At 65.0% G+C, this 23455-nt stretch carries 24 protein-coding genes and 4 tRNA genes; 16 read left to right on the plus strand and 12 right to left on the minus strand.

Going from position 1 to position 23455, the window contains the following annotated elements; all coding sequences use genetic code 11:
* Positions 1 to 18: 18 nt before the first annotated feature.
* From rpoC to ACQY8M_RS32420, 12 genes are all read right to left on the minus strand, one after another.
* Complete coding sequence (rpoC, locus tag ACQY8M_RS32365; protein ID WP_428675560.1) at positions 19 to 4245, minus strand: DNA-directed RNA polymerase subunit beta'; 4227 nt, start codon at positions 4243 to 4245, stop codon at positions 19 to 21.
* A 91-nt stretch (positions 4246 to 4336) separates the two neighbouring features.
* Positions 4337 to 8506 carry a DNA-directed RNA polymerase subunit beta gene (gene rpoB, locus ACQY8M_RS32370; RefSeq protein WP_428665005.1) on the minus strand — a complete coding sequence of 1390 codons (4170 nt, stop codon included), beginning with the start codon at positions 8504 to 8506 and terminating at the stop codon, positions 4337 to 4339.
* Positions 8507 to 8708: 202 nt separating this feature from the next.
* Positions 8709 to 9080 carry a 50S ribosomal protein L7/L12 gene (gene rplL / locus ACQY8M_RS32375; RefSeq protein ID WP_428665007.1) on the minus strand — a complete coding sequence of 124 codons (372 nt, stop codon included), beginning with the start codon at positions 9078 to 9080 and terminating at the stop codon, positions 8709 to 8711.
* Between the two features lie 56 nt (positions 9081 to 9136).
* Positions 9137 to 9664, minus strand: coding sequence for a 50S ribosomal protein L10 (gene rplJ / locus ACQY8M_RS32380; RefSeq protein ID WP_428665010.1), 528 nt, complete (start codon positions 9662 to 9664; stop codon positions 9137 to 9139).
* 295 nt (positions 9665 to 9959) lie between these two features.
* Positions 9960 to 10655 (minus strand): 50S ribosomal protein L1, encoded by a 696-nt coding sequence (gene rplA, locus ACQY8M_RS32385; protein ID WP_428665013.1) that lies wholly within the window; start codon positions 10653 to 10655, stop codon positions 9960 to 9962.
* 3 nt (positions 10656 to 10658) lie between these two features.
* Positions 10659 to 11087, minus strand: coding sequence for a 50S ribosomal protein L11 (rplK, locus tag ACQY8M_RS32390; protein WP_428665015.1), 429 nt, complete (start codon positions 11085 to 11087; stop codon positions 10659 to 10661).
* Positions 11088 to 11310: 223 nt separating this feature from the next.
* Positions 11311 to 11847: a transcription termination/antitermination protein NusG gene (gene nusG, locus ACQY8M_RS32395; protein WP_428665017.1), complete on the minus strand. Its 537-nt coding sequence runs from the start codon at positions 11845 to 11847 to the stop codon at positions 11311 to 11313.
* A gap of 1 nt (position 11848) precedes the next feature.
* Positions 11849 to 12040: a preprotein translocase subunit SecE gene (secE, locus tag ACQY8M_RS32400; protein ID WP_428665020.1), complete on the minus strand. Its 192-nt coding sequence runs from the start codon at positions 12038 to 12040 to the stop codon at positions 11849 to 11851.
* Between the two features lie 19 nt (positions 12041 to 12059).
* A tRNA-Trp gene (locus tag ACQY8M_RS32405) sits at positions 12060 to 12135 on the minus strand.
* 30 nt (positions 12136 to 12165) lie between these two features.
* On the minus strand, positions 12166 to 13356 hold the full coding sequence (gene tuf, locus ACQY8M_RS32410; protein ID WP_428664991.1) for an elongation factor Tu: 1191 nt from the start codon (positions 13354 to 13356) through the stop codon (positions 12166 to 12168).
* Between the two features lie 31 nt (positions 13357 to 13387).
* Positions 13388 to 13461, minus strand: a tRNA-Gly gene (locus ACQY8M_RS32415).
* A 38-nt stretch (positions 13462 to 13499) separates the two neighbouring features.
* A tRNA-Tyr gene (locus tag ACQY8M_RS32420) sits at positions 13500 to 13586 on the minus strand.
* 194 nt (positions 13587 to 13780) lie between these two features.
* On the opposite strand from ACQY8M_RS32420, the gene rlmB reads away from it, so the two are divergent.
* The 16 genes from rlmB to ACQY8M_RS32500 all read left to right on the plus strand — a co-directional run bounded on the left by rlmB (position 13781) and on the right by ACQY8M_RS32500 (position 23446).
* Positions 13781 to 14467, plus strand: coding sequence for a 23S rRNA (guanosine(2251)-2'-O)-methyltransferase RlmB (gene rlmB / locus ACQY8M_RS32425; protein WP_428665023.1), 687 nt, complete (start codon positions 13781 to 13783; stop codon positions 14465 to 14467).
* 25 nt (positions 14468 to 14492) lie between these two features.
* A tRNA-Thr gene (locus tag ACQY8M_RS32430) sits at positions 14493 to 14567 on the plus strand.
* Between the two features lie 139 nt (positions 14568 to 14706).
* A complete protein-coding gene (locus ACQY8M_RS32435) occupies positions 14707 to 15951 on the plus strand; it encodes a tyrosine-type recombinase/integrase (protein WP_428665026.1) in 1245 nt (414 codons plus the stop codon).
* Entirely contained in the window at positions 15951 to 16700 is a 750-nt protein-coding gene (locus ACQY8M_RS32440; protein WP_428665029.1) for a hypothetical protein, read from the plus strand. The genes ACQY8M_RS32435 and ACQY8M_RS32440 overlap by 1 nt, the downstream gene beginning before the upstream one ends.
* A 176-nt stretch (positions 16701 to 16876) precedes the next feature.
* The gene (locus tag ACQY8M_RS32445) at positions 16877 to 17125 is read left to right on the plus strand and encodes a hypothetical protein (RefSeq protein ID WP_428665032.1); all 249 of its coding nucleotides are present in this window, start codon (positions 16877 to 16879) and stop codon (positions 17123 to 17125) included.
* Between the two features lie 107 nt (positions 17126 to 17232).
* Entirely contained in the window at positions 17233 to 17406 is a 174-nt protein-coding gene (locus tag ACQY8M_RS32450) for a hypothetical protein (protein ID WP_428665034.1), read from the plus strand.
* Positions 17406 to 17651 carry a transcriptional coactivator p15/PC4 family protein gene (locus tag ACQY8M_RS32455; RefSeq protein ID WP_428665037.1) on the plus strand — a complete coding sequence of 82 codons (246 nt, stop codon included), beginning with the start codon at positions 17406 to 17408 and terminating at the stop codon, positions 17649 to 17651. Before ACQY8M_RS32450 ends, ACQY8M_RS32455 begins: the two co-directional genes overlap by 1 nt.
* Positions 17648 to 18616: a DUF7146 domain-containing protein gene (locus tag ACQY8M_RS32460; protein WP_428665040.1), complete on the plus strand. Its 969-nt coding sequence runs from the start codon at positions 17648 to 17650 to the stop codon at positions 18614 to 18616. Before ACQY8M_RS32455 ends, ACQY8M_RS32460 begins: the two co-directional genes overlap by 4 nt.
* Positions 18613 to 20007, plus strand: coding sequence for a phage/plasmid primase, P4 family (locus tag ACQY8M_RS32465; RefSeq protein WP_428665043.1), 1395 nt, complete (start codon positions 18613 to 18615; stop codon positions 20005 to 20007). The genes ACQY8M_RS32460 and ACQY8M_RS32465 overlap by 4 nt, the downstream gene beginning before the upstream one ends.
* 208 nt (positions 20008 to 20215) lie before the next feature.
* Complete coding sequence (locus tag ACQY8M_RS32470; protein ID WP_428665045.1) at positions 20216 to 20452, plus strand: hypothetical protein; 237 nt, start codon at positions 20216 to 20218, stop codon at positions 20450 to 20452.
* Between the two features lie 61 nt (positions 20453 to 20513).
* Positions 20514 to 20882, plus strand: a complete 369-nt coding sequence (locus ACQY8M_RS32475; RefSeq protein WP_428665048.1) for an HNH endonuclease — start codon at positions 20514 to 20516, stop codon at positions 20880 to 20882.
* A 526-nt stretch (positions 20883 to 21408) separates the two neighbouring features.
* Positions 21409 to 21753, plus strand: coding sequence for a hypothetical protein (locus ACQY8M_RS32480; RefSeq protein WP_428665051.1), 345 nt, complete (start codon positions 21409 to 21411; stop codon positions 21751 to 21753).
* Positions 21683 to 22198 carry a hypothetical protein gene (locus ACQY8M_RS32485; RefSeq protein WP_428665053.1) on the plus strand — a complete coding sequence of 172 codons (516 nt, stop codon included), beginning with the start codon at positions 21683 to 21685 and terminating at the stop codon, positions 22196 to 22198. Before ACQY8M_RS32480 ends, ACQY8M_RS32485 begins: the two co-directional genes overlap by 71 nt.
* A gap of 14 nt (positions 22199 to 22212) precedes the next feature.
* Complete coding sequence (locus ACQY8M_RS32490; protein WP_428665056.1) at positions 22213 to 22473, plus strand: hypothetical protein; 261 nt, start codon at positions 22213 to 22215, stop codon at positions 22471 to 22473.
* A complete protein-coding gene (locus ACQY8M_RS32495) occupies positions 22470 to 22874 on the plus strand; it encodes a hypothetical protein (RefSeq protein WP_428665058.1) in 405 nt (134 codons plus the stop codon). The genes ACQY8M_RS32490 and ACQY8M_RS32495 overlap by 4 nt, the downstream gene beginning before the upstream one ends.
* A complete protein-coding gene (locus ACQY8M_RS32500) occupies positions 22871 to 23446 on the plus strand; it encodes an ATP-dependent Clp protease proteolytic subunit (protein WP_428665060.1) in 576 nt (191 codons plus the stop codon). Before ACQY8M_RS32495 ends, ACQY8M_RS32500 begins: the two co-directional genes overlap by 4 nt.
* The last annotated feature ends 9 nt before the right edge of the window (positions 23447 to 23455 follow it).

Raw genomic sequence — 23455 nt, forward strand, 5'->3', positions numbered from 1 at the left:
TGGTCTGGCTTCCGCCCGTCAGTCGGCGGCGCGCTCTTCCTCGAGGGTCGGGACCGGCTGCTGCTGCTGCTCCTCGGCCTCGTTACCGGCGGCCAGTATGGCGCGGTCGCGCTGCCCGGCGATCGCCTTCAGCCGGTTCACGACGCCGCCGGTGCCCGCCGGGATCAGGCGGCCGACGATGACGTTCTCCTTGAGGCCCTGCAGGTTGTCGACCTTGCCTGAGACGGCCGCTTCGGTCAGCACGCGAGTGGTCTCCTGGAAGGAGGCCGCCGAGATGAACGACTTGGTCTGCAAGGACGCCTTGGTGATGCCGAGCAGCACCGGGTCTGCCTTCGCAGGTTTCAGCTTTTCCGCGATGAGCTTGGCATTCTCGATCTCGAACTCGCCCTTGTCGACCTGCTCGCCGACCAGGAAGGTCGACTCGCCGGCCTCGGTGATCTCGACCTTCTGCAGCATCTGACGCGCGATCGTCTCGATGTGCTTGTCGTTGATCTTCACGCCCTGGAGTCGATAGACCTCCTGGATCTCGTTGACGAGGTACTCGGCCAGCTTCTCGATGCCCAGCACGCGCAGGATGTCGTGCGGCACCGGGTTGCCGTCGATCAGCAGATCGCCGCGCTCCACGTAGTCGCCTTCCTGGACGGCGATGCGCTTGCCCTTCGGGATCAGGTATTCGACAGGCTCCGCATCCTCGCCCTCCGGCACGATCAGGATGCGGCGCTTGTTCTTGTAGTCCTTGCCGAACTCGATCCGGCCGCCGATGTCGCAGATGATCGCGAAGTCCTTGGGCTTGCGCGCCTCGAACAGCTCGGCCACGCGCGGCAGGCCGCCCGTGATGTCGCGGTTCTTGCCGCCCTCGCGCGGGATACGGGCGAGAATGTCACCGGCATGGACCTCCTGGCCGTTCTCGACCGAGAGAACCGAGTCGAGCGATAACAGGTAGCGAGCCTCCTGGCCGTTGGCCAGCATGATCGGGGCGCCGTCCGCGTCGTGGATGACGATGCGCGGACGCAGGTCGCCACCCCGCGGCTGGCCCTTCCAGTCGACGACGACCCGGTTGGAGATGCCCGTCGAGTCGTCGATCACCTCGCGCATCGACACGCCCTCGACGAGGTCGACATAGACCGCCTTGCCCGCCTTCTCGGTGATGATCGGCAGGGTGTAGGGGTCCCATTCCGCGAGCTTCTGGCCCTTCGTGACCTGGCTCTCGTTATCGACCAGCAGGCGCGCGCCGTACGGCACGCGATGCTTGGCACGCTCGCGCTGGGCGCCATCGATCAGCACCAGCTCGGTATTGCGGCCCATCACGACCGGAACGCCCTGGCTGTTCATCACGATGTTGCGGTTGCGCACCTGCAGCGTGCCATCATGGCTCGCCTCGATGTTCGACTGTTCCGCACCACGCTGGGCGGCGCCGCCGATGTGGAAGGTACGCATGGTCAGCTGGGTGCCCGGCTCGCCGATCGACTGGGCGGCGATGACGCCGACCGCCTCGCCGATGTTGACCTTCGTGCCGCGCGCCAGGTCGCGTCCGTAGCACTTGCCGCAGACGCCGATCTTGGTGTCGCAGGTCAGCACCGACCGGATGCGCAGCTCCTCGATGCCGGCCTTGTCGATCAGCTCGACCCCGACCTCGTCGATCAGGTCGCCGGCCTTGACGATGACCTCACCGCTCAACGGATCGACGATGTCGTCCAACGCCGAGCGGCCGAGGACACGCTCGGAGAGCGGCTCGATCACGTCGCCGCCGTCCACGACCGCGCGCATCGTGAGGCCGCGTTCGGTGCCGCAATCCTCCTCGATGATGATGCAATCCTGGGCCACGTCGACCAGGCGGCGGGTCAGGTAGCCCGAGTTCGCCGTCTTCAGGGCGGTATCGGCCAGTCCCTTGCGGGCGCCGTGGGTCGAGTTGAAGTACTCGAGCACCGACAGGCCTTCCTTGAAGTTCGACAGGATTGGCGTCTCGATGATCTCGCCCGAGGGCTTGGTCATCAGGCCGCGCATGCCGGCGAGCTGCTTCATCTGCGTGGCGGAGCCGCGCGCGCCGGAGTGGGCCATCATCCACACCGCATTGACCGGCTTGCCCGGCAGCGGGGTGGAAATGCCCTTCATCATCTCCTCGGCGACACGATCCGAGCAACGCGACCAGGCGTCGACCACCTTGTTGTACTTCTCGCCCGAGGTGATCAGGCCGTCCTGGTACTGCTGCTCGTACTCCTTCACTTCCTTCGTCGTCGTGGCGACCAGCTTGACCTTGGCTGCGGGGATGACGAGGTCGTCCTTGCCGAAGGAGATGCCGGCGCGGCAGGCGTGATAGAAGCCCAGGCCCATCAGGCGATCGGCGAAGATCACCGTCTCCTTCTGGCCGCAGTGGCGGTAGACCGTATCGATGACGTTCTGCAGGTCCTTCTTCGTGAGAAGACGGTTGATCAGCGAGAACGGCAGGTTCTGGTGCTTGGGCAGAATCTGCGCCAGCAGGATGCGGCCCGGCGTGGTCTCGACGACCCGGGTCACCGGCAGAATCGTCTCCTGGCTCTTCTCGCCATTGACGCCGCCAGCGTTGGCCCGGTCTTCATAGATCTCCAGGCGCACCTTGATCTTGGCGTGCATCGAGAGCGAGCGGTTATGCAGCGCATGCTCGATCTCGCCGATCTCGGAGTACAGCGACCCCTCGCCCGGCTCGCCGTCGCGCTCGAGCGTGATGTAGTAGATGCCGAGCACGATATCCTGCGACGGCACGATGATCGGCTTGCCCGACGCCGGCGACAGGATGTTGTTGGTCGACATCATCAGCACGCGCGCCTCGAGCTGGGCTTCCAGCGACAGCGGCACGTGGACCGCCATCTGGTCGCCGTCGAAGTCGGCGTTGAAGGCCGTGCAGACCAGCGGATGGAGCTGGATCGCCTTGCCCTCGATCAGCACCGGCTCGAAGGCCTGGATGCCCAGGCGATGCAGCGTCGGCGCGCGGTTCAGCAGCACCGGATGCTCGCGGATCACCTCCTCGAGGATATCCCAAACCTCCGGCCGCTCCTTCTCGACCATTCGCTTGGCAGCCTTGATGGTGTTGGCCATGCCGTAGTTCTGCAGCCGCGAGTAGATGAACGGCTTGAACAGCTCGAGCGCCATCTTCTTGGGCAGGCCGCACTGGTGCAGCTTGAGCTCCGGGCCGACGACGATGACCGAACGGCCCGAATAGTCGACGCGCTTGCCGAGCAGGTTCTGGCGGAAGCGGCCCTGCTTGCCCTTCAGCATGTCGCTGAGCGACTTCAGCGGACGCTTGTTGGCGCCGGTGATGACGCGGCCGCGACGGCCGTTGTCGAACAGGGCATCGACCGACTCCTGCAGCATGCGCTTCTCGTTGCGCACGATGATGTCCGGCGCGCGCAACTCCATCAGGCGCTTCAGCCGGTTGTTGCGGTTGATGACGCGGCGATAGAGGTCGTTGAGATCCGAGGTCGCGAAGCGGCCGCCGTCGAGCGGCACCAGCGGGCGCAGCTCGGGCGGGATCACCGGCACCAGCTCGAGGATCATCCATTCCGGACGGGCACCGGACTCGATGAAGCTCTCGACCAGCTTGAGCCGCTTGACCAGCTTCTTGCGCTTGGCCTCCGAGGTCGTCTCGCGCAGCTCCTCTCGCAGCCGCGGGCGCTCCTCGTTGAGGTCGATGACCTGCAGCATGGCGCGGATCGCCTCGGCGCCGATGTCGGCCCGGAACGCGTCGTCGCCGTACTCGTCGAGCGCATTGAGATACTGGTCCTCGTTCAGCAGCTCACGGTACTTGAGCGGCGTCAGGCCCGGCTCCGTGACGACGTAATTCTCGAAGTAGAGGATCTTCTCGAGGTCGCGCAGCGTCATGTCGAGCAAGAGGCCGATACGGCTCGGCAGCGACTTCAGGAACCAGATGTGGGCGACCGGCGAGGCGAGCTCGATGTGGCCCATGCGCTCGCGGCGCACTTTGGTGAGGGTCACCTCGACGCCGCACTTCTCGCAGGTGATGCCGCGGAACTTCATGCGCTTGTACTTGCCGCACAGGCACTCGTAGTCCTTGATCGGTCCGAAGATGCGGGCACAGAACAGCCCGTCCCGCTCCGGCTTGAAGGTGCGGTAGTTGATGGTCTCCGGCTTCTTGATTTCGCCGTGGCTCCAGGCGCGGATGCGCTCGGGGCTGGCGATCGAGATGCGGATCTCGTCGAAGGTCGGAGTGCCCTGGGGCTGGCCTAGTACGTTGATCAGATCGGTCATTATGGGTCCTTACTTCTACCCTGATGAGGGTTCGTTGGACTGAACTCGAAAGACTGAAGGAGGCGGCCGATCGCTCGACCGCCGTGGCAGCCGGTTACTCGGCCGCCTGATTGAGCTCGACGTTGAGGCCGAGGGAGCGCAGCTCCTTGACCAGCACGTTGAAGGACTCGGGGATGCCTGCCTCGAACGTATCGTCGCCACGCACGATCGCCTCGTAGACCTTGGTGCGGCCGGCCACGTCGTCCGACTTCACCGTCAGGATCTCCTGCAAGGTGTAGGCGGCGCCGTACGCCTCGAGCGCCCAGACCTCCATTTCGCCGAAACGCTGTCCGCCGAACTGCGCCTTGCCACCCAGCGGCTGCTGGGTAACGAGCGAGTACGGGCCGATCGAGCGCGCGTGGATCTTGTCGTCGACCAGGTGATGCAGCTTCAGCATATAGATGTAGCCGACGGTCACCTTGCGATCGAACGGCTCGCCGGTGCGGCCGTCGACCAGGGTTACCTGACCCGACTTGTCGAGACCGGCCATCTCCAGCATCTCGACAATGTCGGCTTCGTGGGCACCGTCGAACACCGGCGATGCGAAGGGCACGCCCCTGCTGAGGTTGCGGGCGAGCTCGATCGTCTGGTCATCGTCGAGATCGGCGATGTCGTTCCTGAACGACTTCTCGCCGTAGATCTCGCGCAGCTGCTTCTTGATCTGCGCCACCGACGCCTCGCGGGCGCCGACCAGCATGTCGCCGACCTTCTTGCCAAGACCCGCCGCAGCCCAGCCGAGATGGGTTTCGAGGATCTGGCCGACGTTCATGCGCGACGGCACGCCGAGAGGATTGAGCACGATGTCGACCGGCCCGCCCTCCTCCAGGTACGGCATGTCCTCGAGCGGCATGATGCGCGAGATCACGCCCTTGTTGCCGTGACGGCCGGCCATCTTGTCGCCAGGCTGCAGCTTGCGCTTGGTCGCGACGAAGACCTTGACCATCTTCATCACGCCCGGCGGCAGTTCGTCGCCGCGCTGAAGCTTGTCGACCTTGCTGTCGAACCGGTCCTGCAGGCGTTTCATCGACTCGTCGAACTGCTTGTTCGCCGCCTCGATCTCGCCCTGCTTCTTGTCGGCCTTGACCGCGATCTGGCGCCACTGGCCCGGCGTGAACTCGCCCAGCACCTTGTCGATGATGCGCGTACCGGGCTTGAGGCCCTTGAGGCCGCCGGCCACGACCTGGTTCATCAGCATTTCCTGGAGCTGGCCGTAGAAGCTTCGCTCGAGGATCGCCTTCTCGTCGTCGCGGTCCTTGGCGAGCCGCTCGATCTCGTCACGCTCGATCGCCAGCGCACGCTCGTCCTTGTCGACGCCGCGGCGGTTGAACACGCGGACCTCGACGACCGTGCCCTCGACGCCCGGCGGCACCTTCAGCGAGGTGTCGCGCACGTCGGCCGCCTTCTCGCCGAAGATGGCTCGCAGCAGCTTCTCTTCCGGCGTCATCGGGCTCTCGCCCTTCGGCGTCACCTTGCCGACCAGGATGTCGCCCGCCTTCACCTCGGCGCCGATATAGACGATACCGGCCTCGTCGAGGTTCTTGAGCGCTTCCTCGCCGACGTTCGGGATATCGCGACTGATCTCCTCCTGGCCGAGCTTGGTGTCGCGGGCCATGACCTCGAACTCCTCGATGTGGATCGAGGTGAAGACGTCGTCGCGCACGATGCGCTCGGAGAGCAGGATCGAGTCCTCGAAGTTGTAGCCGTTCCACGGCATGAACGCGACGAGCACGTTGCGGCCGAGCGCGAGCTCACCGTTCTGCGTCGACGGACCGTCGGCCACGATGTCACCCTTCTTCACCGTGTCGCCGACCCTCACGAGCGGCTTCTGGGTGATGCAGGTGCTCTGGTTGGAGCGCTGGAACTTCAGGAGATTGTAGATGTCGACCGCCGGCCGGTTCGGGCCGACATCATCGGTCGCGCGGACCACGATGCGCATGGCGTCGACCTGGTCGACGATGCCGGAACGGCGCGCCGAAATCGCCACGCCGGAGTCCCGGGCCACCACCTCTTCCATGCCGGTACCGACCAGCGGCGCATCGGCCTGGATCAGCGGGACCGCCTGACGCTGCATGTTCGAACCCATCAGCGCGCGATTGGCGTCGTCGTTCTCGAGGAACGGGATGAGCGCCGCGGCGACGGAAACGATCTGCTTTGGCGAGACGTCGACGAAGTCGATCGTCTCGGGCCGGGCGAGGATGTACTCGCCGCCCTTGCGGCACTGCACCAGCTCGGAGGTGAACTTGCCCTTGGCGTCGATCTCGGCGTTGGCCTGGGCGACCGTGTAGCGGCCCTCCTCCATCGCCGAGAGATAGATCACCTCGTCGCTGACCCGGCCGGCCGTGACCTTGCGGTACGGGCTTTCGATGAAGCCGTACTGGTTCACGCGCGCGTAGGTGGCGAGCGAGTTGATCAGGCCGATGTTCGGGCCTTCCGGCGTCTCGATCGGGCAGATGCGGCCGTAATGCGTCGGATGCACGTCGCGCACCTCGAAGCCGGCGCGCTCGCGTGTCAGGCCGCCCGGTCCCAGCGCCGAGAGGCGACGCTTGTGGGTCACTTCCGACAGCGGGTTGGTCTGGTCCATGAACTGCGAGAGCTGGCTCGAGCCGAAGAACTCGCGCACCGCCGCCGCCGCCGGCTTGGCGTTGATCAGGTCGTGCGGCATCACGGTGTCGATGTCGATCGAGCTCATGCGTTCGCGGATGGCTCGCTCCATGCGCAGCAGACCAACGCGATACTGGTTCTCCATCAGCTCGCCGACCGAGCGGACGCGGCGGTTGCCGAGGTGATCGATGTCGTCGATCTCGCCGCGGCCGTCCTTGAGCCCGTGCAGGACCTTGACCACAGCGAGGATGTCCTCGCGGCGCAGCGTGCGCTGGGTGTCGGGAATGCCCGAGAAGTCGAGGCGCATGTTCATCTTGACGCGACCGACCGGCGAGAGGTCGTAGCGGTCGAGGTCGAACAGAAGCCCGCCGAACAGGGTCTCGGCCTGCTCCAAGGTCGGCGGCTCGCCGGGACGCATCACGCGGTAGATGTCGAGCAGCGCTTCTTCACGGTTCGAGTTCTTGTCGGCGGCCAGGGTGTTGCGGATGTAGGGGCCGACGTTGGTGTGGTCGATCGCGAGCGTCGGCAGGAGGTCGACGCCGTTCTCCTCGAACAGGTCGAGCACCGCCTGGGTGATCTCCTGGCCGGCCTCGACGTAGATCTCGCCGTTCTTCTCGTTGATGATGTCGAGCGCGGCATAGCGGCCGAGCAGCTCCTCGCTGGAGACGCGCATCTCCTTGAGGCCCGCCTCCTTGAGGCGATTGAGCAGGCGCGGCGTCATCTTGGCACCGGCTTCGGCTACGGTCTTGCCGGTCTTGGCATTGATCAGGTCGTGGGTGAGCTTCACGCCCTTCATCGAGTCGGCCTCGAAGGAGGTGTTCCAGCCTTCCTTGTCGCGCTTGTAGACGACCTGGCCGTAGAAGGCGGCCAAGATCTCCTCGGGCGACAGGCCCTGCGCCTCGGCCGGATCGAGCACCTGGCCCTTGGCGATGGCGGCGGCACGCTTCTTGGCAGTCGCGTCGTTGTCGAGCGCGAGCAGCAGCGTCGTTACCGGAATCTTGCGGCGGCGGTCGATGCGGACATGGATCAGATCCTTGGCGTCGAACTCGAAATCGAGCCACGAGCCGCGGTAGGGGATGATGCGCGCCGCGAACAGGTACTTGCCCGAGCTGTGGGTCTTGCCCTTGTCGTGATCGAAGAAGACGCCCGGCGAACGGTGCATCTGGCTGACGATCACGCGCTCGGTGCCGTTCACGATGAAGGTGCCGTTGTCGGTCATGAGCGGCATGTCGCCCATGTAGACATCCTGCTCCTTGATGTCGCGAATCGAGCGCGAGCCGGCTTCCTCGTCGATGTCCCAGACCACGAGCTGGAGCGTGACCTTGAGCGGCGCGGCGAAGGTGATGCCGCGCTGCTGGCACTCCTCGACGTCGTACTTGGGATCCTCGAACTCGTACTTCACGAACTCGAGGCTGGCGCGCTCGGCGAAGTCCTTGATCGGGAACACCGAGCGGAAGACCTCCTGCAGACCCGACTGGGTGCGCTTGGCGGCAGGCGTGACGCGCTGCAGGAAGCTCTCGTACGAGCTCTTCTGCACCTCGATGAGGTTGGGCATCGGCGCCACAGTCTCGATGTGGCCGAAGAAACGACGGATCCGTTTGCGCGTATTGAAGGCCGTGGCCATCGTGCGTCCTCGATTAGGTTCAAGGGCGGCGAACTACCCCGCTGCTGTCTCGGAACTCACGGCCCGCCAAAGCCGCTCGTCCCATCCATTGCAGTGGGCCACTTATCGAAACGGACCCCAGATTCACGTGAACCCGCGTCCGCTTGGAAAAGAGGCCCGATGGGGCCAGCCTCCGAAGAGGCCGGCCCGACCGGTAACTGTCCTACTTGAGCTCGACCTTGGCGCCCTCGGCCTCGAGCTTCGCCTTGAGCTTCTCGGCGTCGGCCTTCGGCACGGACTCCTTGACCGCCTTCGGCGCCGCCTCGACCAGGTCCTTGGCCTCCTTGAGGCCGAGGCCGGTGATCTCGCGCACCGCCTTGATGACGTTGATCTTCTTGTCGCCGACGGCCGTCAGCATGACGGTGAATTCGTCCTTCACCTCGACCGGAGCGGCAGCAGCGCCCGGAGCGGCGGCGGCCGCGACCGGAGCGGCAGCGCTGACGCCCCACTTCTCTTCAAGCAACTTGCTGAGCTGAGCGGCTTCGAGCACCGTCAGGGTCGAGAGCTCCTCGACCAGCTTTTCCAGATTGGCCATTTCTATCTCCTGGTATTCCCGAACTTCTGAAACGTGATGTCGATACGAACTGCGACTTACGCCGCCTTCTCGCTGTCTTCCTTGGCTCCATAGGCGCTGAACACGCGAGCGACCTGACCGGCCGGTGCCGCCAGAACGCCCGCGATTTTCGTCGCCGGGGCCTGGATGAGACCGATGATCTTGCCGCGCAGAGCGTCGAGGGAAGGCAGCGTGGCGAGAGCCTGGACGCCTGCGACGTCCAGAGTGTTCTCGCCCAACGCACCGCCCACGATGCTGAGCTTCTCGTTGTCCTTGGCAAAGGTCGAGATGACCTTCGCCGCAGCGACCGGATCCTTGGAGTAAGCGATGGCAGTCGGACCCGTGAACATGGGTCCGAGCGCCTTGAAGGCCGTGCCGTCGAGGGCACGCAGCATGAGTCTGTTCTTGGCGACCTTGTAGCTGGCGCCGGCTGCCCTGACCTTGCGGCGCAGGTCCGTCACTTCCTGGACAGTGAGACCTGACTGGCGGGTGACCACCATCAGGTTCGCGTCCTTGAAGATCTGGTTCAGCTCGGCGATCGCTTCGGCCTTTTCCGAACGATTCACGGCTTTCTCCAATTAAGGCCCGTTCTGGAGGATCCAGACCGGACCGGCTGCGTTGAGACCACAGCCTTCGTTGGCGGTTCACGCGAACGAAGACCGATGGCCTTGCTCGCCTGCCCCGGAAGTTCGGGCACCGACGCCCGCATTCACATGCGAGCGGAAATTCCCTTGCCCCCGTCTGCGCTGGCGGGTTTCCCCATTAGGCTTGCTCCTGAAAGAGCGAAGCACCTGCGGTCTCGGACAGGTTTCCCGCCGCTCACCGGAATGAGCGACGAAACTCGATGACGTGCCGCCGCGCCTAGCTGTTGAGCGCGGTGGCGGGGTCGAGCTTCACGCCCGGTCCCATGGTCGAACTGATCGACACCTTCTTGATAAAGGTGCCCTTGGCGCCGCTCGGCTTGGCGCGATTGATCGCGGACACCAGCGCCCTGACGTTGGCGGTGATCGCTTCTTCGCTGAACGAGGCCTTGCCGACGCCAGCATGAACGATGCCAGCCTTCTCGGCGCGGAACTCGATCGAGCCGGCCTTGGCCGCCTTCACCGCAGCGGTGACGTCCTGGGTGACCGTGCCGAGCTTGGGGTTCGGCATCAGGCCGCGCGGACCCAGCACCTTACCGAGACGGCCGACGACGCCCATCATGTCGGGCGTGGCCACGCAGCGGTCGAAATTCATCTCGCCGCCGTTGATCTTCTCGGCGAGATCCTCCGCGCCGACCAGATCGGCGCCGGCGGCCTTGGCCTCATCGGCCTTGGCGCCACGGGCGAACACCGCTACCCGCACCGTCTTGCCGGTGCCGCTCGGCAGCTCGACCATGCCGCGCACCGCCTGGTCGGCGTGGCGTGGGTCGATGCCGAGGTTCATGGCGACCTCGATGGTCTCGTCGAACTTCGCCTTGGCGTTCGCCTTGACCAGCTTCACCGCCTCATCGAGCGGATAGGTCTTCTCGCGGTCGACAGCGCCTGCGGCTGCCTTGAAACGCTTTCCCTGGGCCATGGCTTACTCCACCACCTGGAGGCCCATCGAGCGGGCCGAGCCAATGATCTGAGCCATTGCCGACTCAATGGTATCGCAGTTGAGATCGGGCATCTTCTCTTTGGCGATCTCCTCGATCTGCGCCCTGGTCACCTTGCCGACGATCTGCGTGCCGACCGTCTTCGCGCCAGCCTCGATGCCCGCTGCCTTCTTCAGGAAGTAGGTGTTCGGCGGCGTCTTGGTGACGAAGGTGAAGCTGCGGTCCTGGAACACGGTGATTACCGTGGGGATCGGCATGCCGACTTCCATCTTCTGGGTGCGAGCATTGAACTGCTTGCAGAATTCCATGATGTTGACGCCCTGCTGACCAAGCGCGGGCCCGATCGGCGGCGACGGATTGGCCTTGCCGGCCGGCACTTGCAGCTTGACGTAGGCTTGGATCTTCTTGGCCACTGATTTCCCTTTCTGTTGGGCGGCGTGGTTCGGCCAGGGCCGGCCTCCCACACCTCTGTTCCGCTCAAGTCCTTGATCCGAAAGGATCTTTAAACCCGAACAGCCTCACGAGAAAAGGCCGGCCCATCGGCCAGCCCTCCAAGGGCGCGGGGTGTAGCAAACTCCCCCGCGCTTCACAACCCCCCGATTTTTTGATTGTTCGACGGCGTAATATGGGGCCGATTTAGAGCTTTTCCACCTGCGCGTAGTCGAGTTCGACCGGGGTCGACCGGCCGAAGATCGAAACGGCCACCTTCAAACGTGCCCGTTCTTCGTCCACATCCTCAACCGTGCCGTTAAACGAGGCAAACGGCCCATCGGCCACCTTGACCTGCTCGCCGATTTCGAAGCTGACGGCGGGTTTGGGCCGTTCGACGCCCTCCTGCACCTGCTTCAGGATCCGGCCGGCCTCCGCTTCGGAGATGGCGACGGGCTTGCCGCGACCGCCGCCGCCCAGGAAGCCGGTGACCTTCGCGGTGTTCTTGATCAGATGCCAGGTCTCGTCATTGAGATCCATCTTCACCAGGACGTAACCCGGAAAGAACTTGCGCTCAGTCTGAACCTTCGAGCCCCGACGGACCTCGACCACCTCTTCGGTCGGCACCATGACCTGGGAAATCTCCTCGGCCAGACCCTTCTTCTCCGCCTGCTCGCGGATCGATGCGGCGACCTTGTTCTCGAAACCCGAATAGGCGTGAACGACGTACCAGCGATGAGGCATTTCAGGCAATCCCGAGCAACGTCTTGATGACGAAGCCTATGATCTTGTCGGCGACAAGAAAAAACAACGCCGCAATCACGACGAAGATAAAAACCATGCTGGTGGTGATCATGGTCTCGCGCCGGGTCGGCCAGGTGACCTTGGCCACCTCGGCACGAACCTCGCGCACGAACTCGACTGGGTTCTTCGTCATGCTCTCTTTCAGAAAGATTTGGCAGGAGTGGAGGGACTCGAACCCCCGACTTTCGGTTTTGGAGACCGACGCTCTACCAACTGAGCTACACTCCTGCAGTCTCGTGCTTATAACCTATTTTTTGGTTATTTCACGACTTTGGTAACGACGCCGGCGCCGACGGTCCTGCCGCCCTCGCGGATGGCGAAGCGCAGGCCCTCGTCCATGGCGATCGGCTGGATCAGCTCGACCACCAGGCGGGCGTTGTCGCCCGGCATCACCATCTCGGTGCCTTCCGGCAGGGTCACCACGCCCGTCACGTCGGTCGTGCGGAAGTAGAACTGCGGACGGTAGTTGGTGAAGAACGGCGTGTGCCGCCCGCCCTCTTCCTTGGTCAGGATGTAGGCTTCGGCCTCGAAGTTGGTGTGCGGCGTGATCGACCCCGGCTTGGCCAGAACCTGGCCGCGCTCGACATCCTCGCGCCCGATGCCGCGCAGCAGCGCCCCGATGTTGTCCCCCGCCTCCCCCGAGTCCAGCAGCTTGCGGAACATCTCCACGCCCGTAACCGTCGTCTTCGCCGTCGCCTTCAGCCCGACGATCTCCACTTCCTCGCCGACCTTCACGATCCCGCGCTCCACGCGACCCGTCACCACCGTGCCGCGGCCCGAGATCGAGAACACGTCCTCGATCGGCATCAGGAACGGCTTGTCCTTGTCGCGCGTCGGCTGCGGGATGTACTTGTCGACCTCTTCCATCAGCTTCAGGATCGACTGCTCGCCCTGCTCCGGCGCCTTGTCCTCCAGCGCCATCAGCGCCGAGCCCCGAACCACCGGAATGTCGTCGCCCGGGAACTGGTAGCTCTTCAACAGCTCGCGCACCTCGAGCTCGACCAGATCCAGCAACTCCGGATCGTCGACCATGTCGACCTTGTTCATGTACACCACAAGCGCCGGAACGCCGACCTGCCGCGCCAGCAGGATGTGCTCGCGAGTCTGCGGCATCGGACCGTCCGCCGCCGACACCACCAGGATCGCTCCGTCCATCTGCGCCGCACCCGTGATCATGTTCTTCACGTAGTCCGCATGGCCCGGGCAGTCGACGTGCGCGTAATGCCGGTTCGTCGTCTCGTACTCGACGTGCGCCGTCGAGATCGTGATGCCGCGCTCGCGCTCTTCCGGCGCCTTGTCGATCTGGTCGTACGCCGTGAACGTCGCCCCGCCCGTCTTCGCCAGGATCTTCGTGATCGCCGCCGTCAGCGACGTCTTGCCGTGATCGACATGCCCGATCGTCCCGATGTTGCAGTGCGGCTTGTTCCGCTCAAACTTCGCCTTCGTCATGGTGTCACGACCCTCGTGATGCCTCAAAATCTGGAGCGGGTGAAGGGAATCGAACCCTCGTCGTAAGCTTGGAAGGCTTCTGCTCTACCATTGAGCTACACCCGCAATTCCTGAACAGTGCCAAACCTCGCGTTGCAAACCGCTGGTGGAGGGGGAAGGATTCGAACCTTCGTAGACGCGAAGTCGGCAGATTTACAGTCTGCTGCCATTGACCGCTCGGCCACCCCTCCGAACCTGCGGTATGCAACGCGGGTTTTAGCCTGTTCAACCCGTTGAAGCGGGCGGCGCGTTGCTCGCAAATCCAATGAGTTACGTCAAGCGCCAAATCCCGTTACAAGCTCCGCCGATGACCGTTCGCCCCCAACGTCCCTCCAAACCGTCCCGCGGCGGCCACCAATCCGTATGGCTTTATGGACGCCACCCGGTGCTGGCCGCCCTCGCCAATCCCGAGAGGCGGGTCGAGCGCCTGCTGGCGACACGGGAGGTCGCCGAACGCCACGCCGCCGAATTCACCGGCAGGTCGCCACAAATTCTCGGGCGCGACGAGCTGGCGCATCGCCTTCCCGCCGGCGCGGTGCACCAGGGGTTGGCGATCCTCACCTCACCGCTCGAGGAGCCTACCCTGGAGGACGTCGTGGCGCGCTGCGGCGACGATGCGCTGGTCCTGGCGCTTGACCAGGTGACCGACCCGCACAATGTCGGCGCGATCCTGCGCTCGGCGGCGGCGTTCGGCGCGGCGGCCGTGATCGTCACCGAGCGCCACGCGCCAGCCGATACCGGCGTGCTGGCCAAGGCCGCCTCGGGGGCGCTCGAGATCGTGCCGCTCATGCGCGCAGTCAACCTCGCCCGCACGCTCGATCAGCTCAAGGAAGCCGGCTTCTGGACCTACGGCCTCGCCGAAAGCGGCAACGCGCCGATCGGCACGCTCGACCTCAAGGGCCGGGTCTGCATTGTGCTCGGCGCCGAGGGCGAGGGTCTGCGCCGGCTGACGGCGGAGAAATGCGACCGGCTGGTGACGATTCCGACGCAGGCGGCCTTGGCCGCCCTGAATGTTTCCAACGCGGCCGCAGTCGCCGCCTACGAGTGGGCGCGGCGCTCGAAGACTGCTTGAAAGTGCGGTACAAGCACGGGCGTGGGCTGGGTTAGCACAGCGGTAGTGCAGCGGTTTTGTAAACCGAAGGTCGGGGGTTCAAATCCCTCACCCAGCACCAGTCCTTCTCTCGAAAAAGCCCGCAGGCAGCGGCTTTTCTCTTTCCCCGGTTTTCCCCAGCGTTCCGCGAAATAGATTGAATTGGCATCCCGACGGGTGCATGACGGGTGCACAGCAAGGCCTTCGGTCGCGGGTGCATCATGAAGAAAGCCATCACGAAACGCGCCGTCGATGCCCTCAAGCCGGGCGAATACATCACCGACACCGACGTGCTGGGCTTCGTCGTCCGTCGGCTCCCCTCCGGCCGGCTCTCCTACGGCTTCCGATACGCCAAGGATGGCAAGCGGCGATGGATCAAGCTCGGCGTCGGCATCCCGCCGGACGCCGCCCGGAAGGCCGCGCTCAAGCATGCCGGCAGCGTCGCGGGAGATGGCAACCCCCTGCCCGAGCGCCAGGCCCGCCGCGTCGAGGCGATGACGGCGCGCACCGTCAACGACGTTCTCGACGGCTTCCTGGTGCACGCCAGGAGCAAGCGCCTGCGCTCCGTCGCCGAGATGGAGTCGCTCCTCCGCCGCCACGTCCGTCCGAAGCTCGGCGGTCGCCGCGTCAACGCCGTGAAGCGTTCGGAGATAGCCGACCTGCTCAAGGGCATCGCGGCCCTGCCCTCGACGCGTGCCAGCGACGGACAATCGCGCCGTGTCGCCGACAAGGTGCTCGGGGTCCTGCGCTCCGCGTTCAATTGGCACCAGATCCACGACGACGACTTCGTTTCGCCGATCGTGAAGGGCATGGCGCAAACCACGCTCAAGGAGTTGAGCCGCGACCGCGTCCTCGACGACGCCGAGATCCGCACGCTGTGGCAGGCGCTCGACCAGTGCGGCCCGCCGGCCTATGTCCGGCTCGTGCGAGCGCTGCTGTTGAGCGCCGCACGGCTCAACGAGGTCGCGCGACTGCAATGGCCCGAGATCGTCGGCGACGTGGCGATCGTGCCGGCGACGCGGACAAAGACCAAGATCGATTTTGCGATTCCGATCACTCCCGACGTCGCGGCGCTCATCGGCGAGGGGCCGGGCGAGGCCGGCGGCTTCGTCTTTTCGACGGATCACGGTGCGTCGCCATTCTCTGGATTCTCCAAGGCGAAGAAGCGCCTCGACGCCGAGATCGCCAAGCTACGCGCCGAAGACGACCTTCCGCCGATGCCGCCTTGGCGCGTGCACGATCTCCGGAGGACGGCGCGGTCGCTGCTGTCGAGGGCGAAGGTCGATCCCGACATCGCCGAGCGTGTCTTGGGGCACGCCATCCCGGGCGTCCGCCGCGTCTACGATCAGCATCCATTCATCGCCGAGAAGCGCGACGCGCTCGAGCGGCTGGCCGCGGTGGTGCGGTCGATCGTCGAGCCGCCGCCGGCGAATGTCGTGAACCTGCGCAAGAGCGAGGTGGCGTGATGAAAGCCAAGCGAATGGCGGTCGACGACTACCTCGATCTCGACCGAAAGGCCGAGGCCCTGATCTCCCAAAAGTGGATCACCCTGCAGGGCGCTCGCGAGCACGTCCTGTCTCACCTCCTGCCCCGTTCTCGCCGTTTGACCGCAGAAGAAGGCGAAGATGCCGTCCGCGCGATACACGGCACCGAAACAACGACGCCCTTCGGCGGTTTGGTCGCGTGGGCCGACCAGCATGCGCGATCGATCCTGATCCGGGCCTTCTCCGCCGACGACCTGCCCACGCGCGGCATCGAACATCATGCGGTTCTCGGGCCCGAGCTGCACGACCCCGTGCCGCTGGTATGGTGGCATCGCATCGTTGATCGGGCCGGCAATACGTCCGCCGGTGACGAGTATCCGTTCCACGTTCCGCTCTGGATCGAAGGCGTCATCCAGCGCCGCCAGCCTGGCAAAGCGCACGCCGCGCCGCTCGCCGTCCTTACCAATGTTCAGGTGGACTACGCGCGCCTTCTCGTGCTTGCGAAGCCCCAGGCACGCGCCGAAAGATTTTCCCCGTCCATCATGGCCGACCAGTGGCTCCGGACCAATATGATGCGGCGCAAGCAAACGGGTCAGCCTCGCGATCAAAGGACCATGATCGTCGCGATAGGTCACGAATTTCCCGGCATCAGTCAGCGAGATCGCGCTCAAATGATCCAAAATCTGCCGAAAGAACTGAAAGCAACTCTCGGCCGACCTCCGTCTAAATAGGCACGGGCGGAATTCTGCGAATGCTGCATTTAGGCGTGCGCCATTTCTGGGCCGCCTAAAAGGCAATAGAATCGGGCCGTTTCTGCGCTTGTCAGTTCGGGACTTCGCGCGAATTATTTAGCAATCCAACCTCATCACACGCCGCGAATGTCGGCCCTAACAGTGATGAGGAACAAGTGCCCAATCCTGCCCCCACCGTGGATGTCGACCGCCCTGTCGACACCAAGCAAATGGCGGAGATCCTGACCAGCGCAGGCTATCCGCTCGCCGCGTCAAGTCTGAACAAATACCGCGTCGCGGGCAGTGGCCCTCCGTATATGAAATTTAAGCGCGCGGTCCGCTATGTGCCGGCGAAGGCCCTGGCCTGGGCTGCCGCGCGCACTCGCGAGCTGACCAGCACTTCGGACGATCGGTCGGCCGCGTAGGCCAGGCCATGACCAACACAACCCAGAAACGATGAAGGCCGCGGTTCGACCAAAACCGCGGCCCTCGAATTCGTGTCCGTCATTCCCCTCGAAGGAAAATCAGAACGATGAACGACCTTTTAAGCGCCAGCTGCGCGCGCCGCAAGACGATCAGCACCAAGATCCACGACGAAACAGCATTGCCGCTCGCCGTCCGTCTTCTCGTCCGCCGCTTCAATCTCCTGCCCGGTGTGGCCGCCGCGGTCGCCGCTGCCGCCGGCTTCAACATGGAGGTCCGGTGATGGAGGGTATCGATCGCTGGATCTGCGACATACAGAAAAACTCCCGTGAAGTTTACCGCTTCCAGTTGACCGAATATCGCGGTCACCACCTTGGCAACGTTCGCGTGTTCTATCGGGTCGACGGCGGCGACGAATTGCGGCCAGGGAAAAGCGGGATCTCGATCCGCGTCGAGAAGCTGGTCGAATTTCAGACCGCCCTCGCCAAGCTGGTCGACGCGGCACGCGGCGAAGGGCCGGTGGAATGAACGCCGCCGGCGACATCCCCGAGCTGAAGCGCGCGCTGAACAACCACGCGCGGGCCGTCGTCGAACATCTGTTGCCCGCCGGGAAGCTCGATCGCCGCGAGTGGCGCGCCGGCTCGACAGCGGGCGACGAAGGTCAGAGCCTCAAGGTGAGCCTAACCGGCGAGTGGGTCGGCACGTGGAAGGACTTCGCGACCGACGAACGCGGCGACCTCATCAGCCTGTGGATGAGTTGCCGCCGGCTAAGGCTCCCCGAGGCGTTGGAGGAGATACAGGCGTGGCTCGGGCTGCCGAAGGACACGCCGCCGACGCCTGCACAGCGCAGGTCCCCACCGCCTGGCCCGACGGCATCTCCACCATCCGACTCGTGGCGGCTGATCTGGCGCGATGCCGCGCCGCTTCCTGGTACGGTCGCGGAGCGCTACTTGAGGAACCGCGGATGTGAGATCCCCGTCGGCGGCGACCTTCGATACCTGGCTCCGTCGCCTCGCTACCCTTGGCCGACGATGGTCGGCCTGGTGACCGACTTCGTCACCGGCACGCCGATGTCGTTGCACTTCACCGCGTTGGCGATTGACGGCAGCGGCAAGGCGCCGATCGAAAAACCGAAGCGTCTTCTCGCCGGCCATCGCAAGGCCGGTGGCGTCATCCGGCTGACTGACGATGCCGACGTCACCACCGAGCTCGGAATCGGCGAAGGCATCGAGACCAGCCTGGCCGTCGCCAAGGCCCTTGGTCCGTTCCGGCCCATGTGGTGCGCAATCGATGCCGGCAACCTCGCTGAACTGCCTGTCGTGGCCGGCATCGAACGCCTGGTCGTCTACGCCGACACGGATCGTAGCGGCACCGGGCAGACCGCGGCGCGAAAGCTGGCGGCGCGCTGGCACGGGGCTAGCCGGGAAGTGTTCATTGCCCAACCATCTGCCCCGCGCGGCGGGAAGTCGGACTGGAATGAGGCCGCTGAATGAACAGAACGCCCAAGCTGGTTGACTTGGCGGCATCGACGGTCCCGTTCCGTCCCGAGGACCGGCCGCCCGACTTCACCGACGAAGCGCTGGCGCTGCGCTTCGCCGAGCTTCACGCCGACGACCTCCGCTTTGTCGCGACGTGGGGCAAATGGCTACACTGGAGCGGCACGCATTGGTGCCTGGACGACACCCTGCAGGCCTTCGACTTCGCGCGCGAGGTCTGCCGAGAGGCGGCGGTGGCGGTCCCGCACAAGAAGGACAAGCTCGCCGCAGTCATCGCGAGTGCCAAGACGGTGGCCGCCATCGAGCGACTCGCCAAGGCCGACCGTAGGCTGGCCGCGACCTCCGATCAGTGGGACGCAGATCCCTGGCTGCTCAACACGCCTCGAGGCACCATAAATCTCCGAACGGGCATAGTCCGTCCTCACAACCCAAACGATCATTGCACGAAATCGACCGAGGCCTCACCCGAAGGTGAATGTCCGGCCTGGCTCGCCTTCCTTGCCAGAGTCACGGGAGGCGACGCCGACCTGCAATCCTTCCTGCAGCGGGTGCTCGGCTACGCCCTCACCGGCGACACCACGGCACACGCCCTGTTCTTCCTCTTCGGCCACGGGGCCAACGGTAAGTCGGTCGCGATAGACACCGTTGCCGGCATCATGGGCGACTATCACCAGACGGCGCCCATCGAGACCTTCACCCACAGCACCGGCGAGCGCCATCCGACCGAGCTGGCCCGCCTGCGAGGTGCTCGGCTGGTCACCGCCGTCGAGACCGAGGAAGGCCGGCGCTGGGCTGAGAGCCGCATCAAGGCCCTGACCGGTGGCGACAAGATCGCCGCCCGCTTCATGCGGCAGGACTTCTTCGAGTTCACGCCGCAGTTCAAGCTGGTGATCGCCGGCAATCACAAGCCGGCGTTGCGGTCGGTCGACGAGGCCATCCGTCGGCGGTTCAACCTCATACCGTTCAGCGTCACGATCCCAGCCGAGGAGCGCGACCCCAACCTGCGCGACAAGCTCAAGGCAGAATGGCCCGGCATCCTCCGCTGGATGGTCGAAGGTTGCCTGGCTTGGCAACAGCATGGCCTCGCCGCTCCGGCGGCCGTACGGGATGCGACGTCCGCTTACCTCGAATCCGAAGACGCCCTGGCGGTTTGGGTCGACGAACGGTGCGTCCGCGACACCAACGCATGGACCACGTCGGCCGAGCTGTTCTCCTCCTGGAAGACTTGGGCCGACGGGACCGGCGAGTTCGTCGGCTCGGCCAAGCGCTTCGCCCAGAACCTCGAAACGCGAGGATTTCAACCGGTCCGTAAGATGGGTGGGCGCGGCTTCCAAGGTCTCGCGCTCGACCGTTCCGGCCAGCTCAACACCCATTGGAGCGACCGATGATCGGGGCCCATGACGCATATGACGGGACTTCCGTATATCACCGTTACGCGCGCGCGCGTGACGCCGATAAGGGGAACTGGCGTCATATGCGTCATGGGGAGCCGGCCGCCGTCGCCCACCGCTCGGTCATCTCGGCCACCTCGTCGCCCGATAACGTTGGCGGGCTTGAGCTTTCGGCCGGTGTGTCGATGCTCGGGACGGTGCAGCGATGATCCCGCCCGGCGCCGACGCGATGGTCGAGGCTGCTGCTGCCAAGGTCCTCGCCGAACCGCTGGACCGGCGCATCGAGGCATTCGCCGAGGCAATGCAGGCCGTGCTCGACGAACTGGCGGCCCAGCATCCGCGATCGTCAGCGCGTGACCTCACCCGCATGGCGCAGCAGATCGGCCGCCGAGTGCTCGACCGACTGCGCCATCCCGAGGCGTCGAGCGAGGCCCGGCGATGACCGCGTCGGCCTGCACGACCATGACCAGCCGCCGAACGTCCCAACCACCGAAGGAGCGTCCATGCCAACCATGCCACCCCGTCATCGCCCGCCGGGCCAGCTGCCGCGCGCCGAGGCTGAGCGGCGCCGCAAAGCGCTCTACGATCGCCAGCGGCCATCCGCTCGCAAGCGCGGCTATGACGCGCGATGGGAACGCGAGAGCAAGGAGTTCCTGGCGCAGCCCGGCAATGAGTTCTGCGCCTGCGGCTGCGGCCGGCGCGCGGACATGGTTGACCATCGTGTCGCCCATAAGGGCGACCCCCGACTGTTCTGGGATCGGGCGAACTGGCAGCCGATGGCCCGGCAATGCAACAGCGCGAAGGCGGCGCGCGAGGAAGGCGCCTTCGGCAACCGCCCTCGCATACGCGGGGGGAGGCCCGAAGAGCTGTAGTGGGAGAGCGCGGACCGTGCATGGGGCCTCAGAGATCCTCCCGCGAATAAATCAAGGGGGGGGTTACGACCGGGATTCGGCGGGCTTTGGGGGAATCCACCGCCCGGGGTCTCATCTGCAGGTTTTTTTCGCGTGTGCGGAATTTTCGGGGAACCGAAAACACGGATTTTGCCCATAAATGAGCAAAAAACGCGATTCTCGCCTGGAGGCATCCGACAACCATCCGATGCTTACACCATCGACATCCAATGGCGTTCCCGATCCTTCAAAACTGGCGAATATTTCGGGAGATTCGGGATCTCAGGAAATCGGCGTGCACGGCCCGAAAGTCCAAGCGGGCCAGCGTTTTGCGAACTTCCCACCACGCAGCGGCGCATTTGCAATTCCCGAAACTTCAATTTGCACCGCCGAAAATCTGCCTACCCGCGCGGCACGCGCCCCTTTCGCCGGTCAACCGCAACCCTCCGCCCCCCGGTGTCGTCCCGATGACCCTCGCTGAGGTCGCCGCTCGCCTCGAGGCGCACCGATGAAGCGCACCGTCGACCAGCGACGGCAGGCACGGGAGCGCAAAGCCCGGTCCCGCGCGTTGGCGATGGAGGGTTGCGCACGGGTCGAGCTGGTCATCGACGTGGCGCAGCAAGAGCTGTTGATAAGTCTCGGATTGCTGCCCGGAAACCGCGAGGTCGAGAGGTCGGAAATTGCCGATGCCATCGGCGTTTTATTGAGGTCGAAGCTGGATCCGGTCACGCGTGACACGGGCGATTTTGGAAACGGACATCATCGTCCACATGAGCAATGCATTGACCAAGCTTCTGACCGCCCTCGCGAAGCCGACAACCGCCGAGCGCTCCAGCGCCGAGATTCGCGCTGACCTCGGCAAGATCGACATGGCGGCGCTCGGCGCCAAAGTGAGCGAGATCGAGCAAGCGCGGCGCCGTCTCCTCCTGGTTGGCACCGATGAGCAGCTGCATGAGAACGGTCGCGCGCTCGCCGATGCCAAGCTGCAGGTCGAGCGCGGCGCAACGTTGATCGAAGAGCTTGGCAACCTGGCCGCGGCAGCCGAGCGGCGCGAGAAGGCTGTCGAGCTGCAGGCCGAACACGAGGCAGCGCAGCGGGAGGGCGAGAAACTCGCCGCGACCCATGTGGAGATTGACCAGATCGCAGCCAAGCTCGGCGACCTGCTACGTGAGGCGTCGCGGTCGTGTGCGACGTTGAACAGGTGGAACGCAAAGGCGGAGCGCCATGCACCGGACCGCCGCGTCCCCGCCGTTCCCGCCGAGGTCGCGAAGCGCAAGATCCTTGGGGTGATCCAGTGAGTAAGGGCCCGACGATGACGAAGGCGCAGGCCAGGGCCGCATGCGCGCACCTGCAGATTGCGCTGGCGGTCGAACTGACGTGCAGCAGCGAGCTGCCGGGCGACTATCGCCGCGATTTCTTCCGGGCCGAAATGAAGGCCTTGGACAGCTCCGCGGCGGAGCTTCTCTTGGAGTCCGTGATGGCCCGTCTCGACGACGCCGACCCGCTTGCGGTGCTCCTGGGCTGGTCGGGCGCCGCGATGGGGCAGCCGAACGACAGTCGAGGCCGCGCATGAGCAAGCCCCCGGCGGAGGAGATGACGGAGCAGCGGGCCAAGGCCGTCATGGACCGGCTTGGCGATCGGCCGGTCAAATTCAGAACGCTGCTCAAAATCCTCGAAGATGGTTTCACCACGAACTTCTCGACCGTCAAGGCGAAGCTCATTGGCCCGCTCGCCGATCGCATCGCCGCACTCGAGACCGAGCTCGCTGCAGTGAAGGCTACGAAGCCGAACTTCGGCGATGTTTATGCCGGAGTGTGGCAACCCGAGGTCGACGGGCACGAGCGCGGAACCGTAGTCAGCTGGGACGGTTCGGCGTGGATCGCGTTGCGCAACACCAAGGCAAAGCCCGGCATGGGCGCTGAAGACTGGCGACTGATGGTGAAGCGCGGAAAAGACGCCAAGGAGATTCGATGACCAAAGTCGTCGAGTTGACCGGCCCACTTACCGAAGCCCAAGGCGCCCGCGTCGCCGCGGCCATCCGCTCGGCAAAGGGCGTGGTAGACCTGCGAATCAACTCGCCCGGCGGCCGGTATGGCTCGGCCATCGCCATCGCCCTCGAGATCGAAGAAAGCGCCCACGCCGTCGTCACCACGATTTTGGGTGAGGCCTGCAGTGCGGCGGCACTGGTCGCGCTCGCCGGCGATCAGCGCAGGATCTGCGAAGGCGGTTCCATGATGGTGCACTTTCCCGCGCCGTCGCCCCGCTACAGAACATCCGCAGACGAGCGGGCGCGGACAGCCGCCGAGCACTTCCGAGCCATCTGCGAATATCTGCCCGATGCGCAGCCCGCCGACGTTCGGCAATGGATGAGCGAGGAGCGACACTTCACGGCCCGCGAGGCTCTGGCGGCGGGCCTGGTCGACCGCATCGCCTCCGTTTCTGCGACGCCGACGGTGTTCGTTCGGGAGCCACGGAAGCGGGCGCCGACGGCTTGGCTCCGCTCCTGGCGGGATTTCCACGAACGGCACGACCTCCGGGCGGCTTGATGACGGCGA

This window comes from Reyranella sp., assembly GCF_965279465.1.
In the GTDB taxonomy this organism is placed as follows: domain Bacteria; phylum Pseudomonadota; class Alphaproteobacteria; order Reyranellales; family Reyranellaceae; genus Reyranella.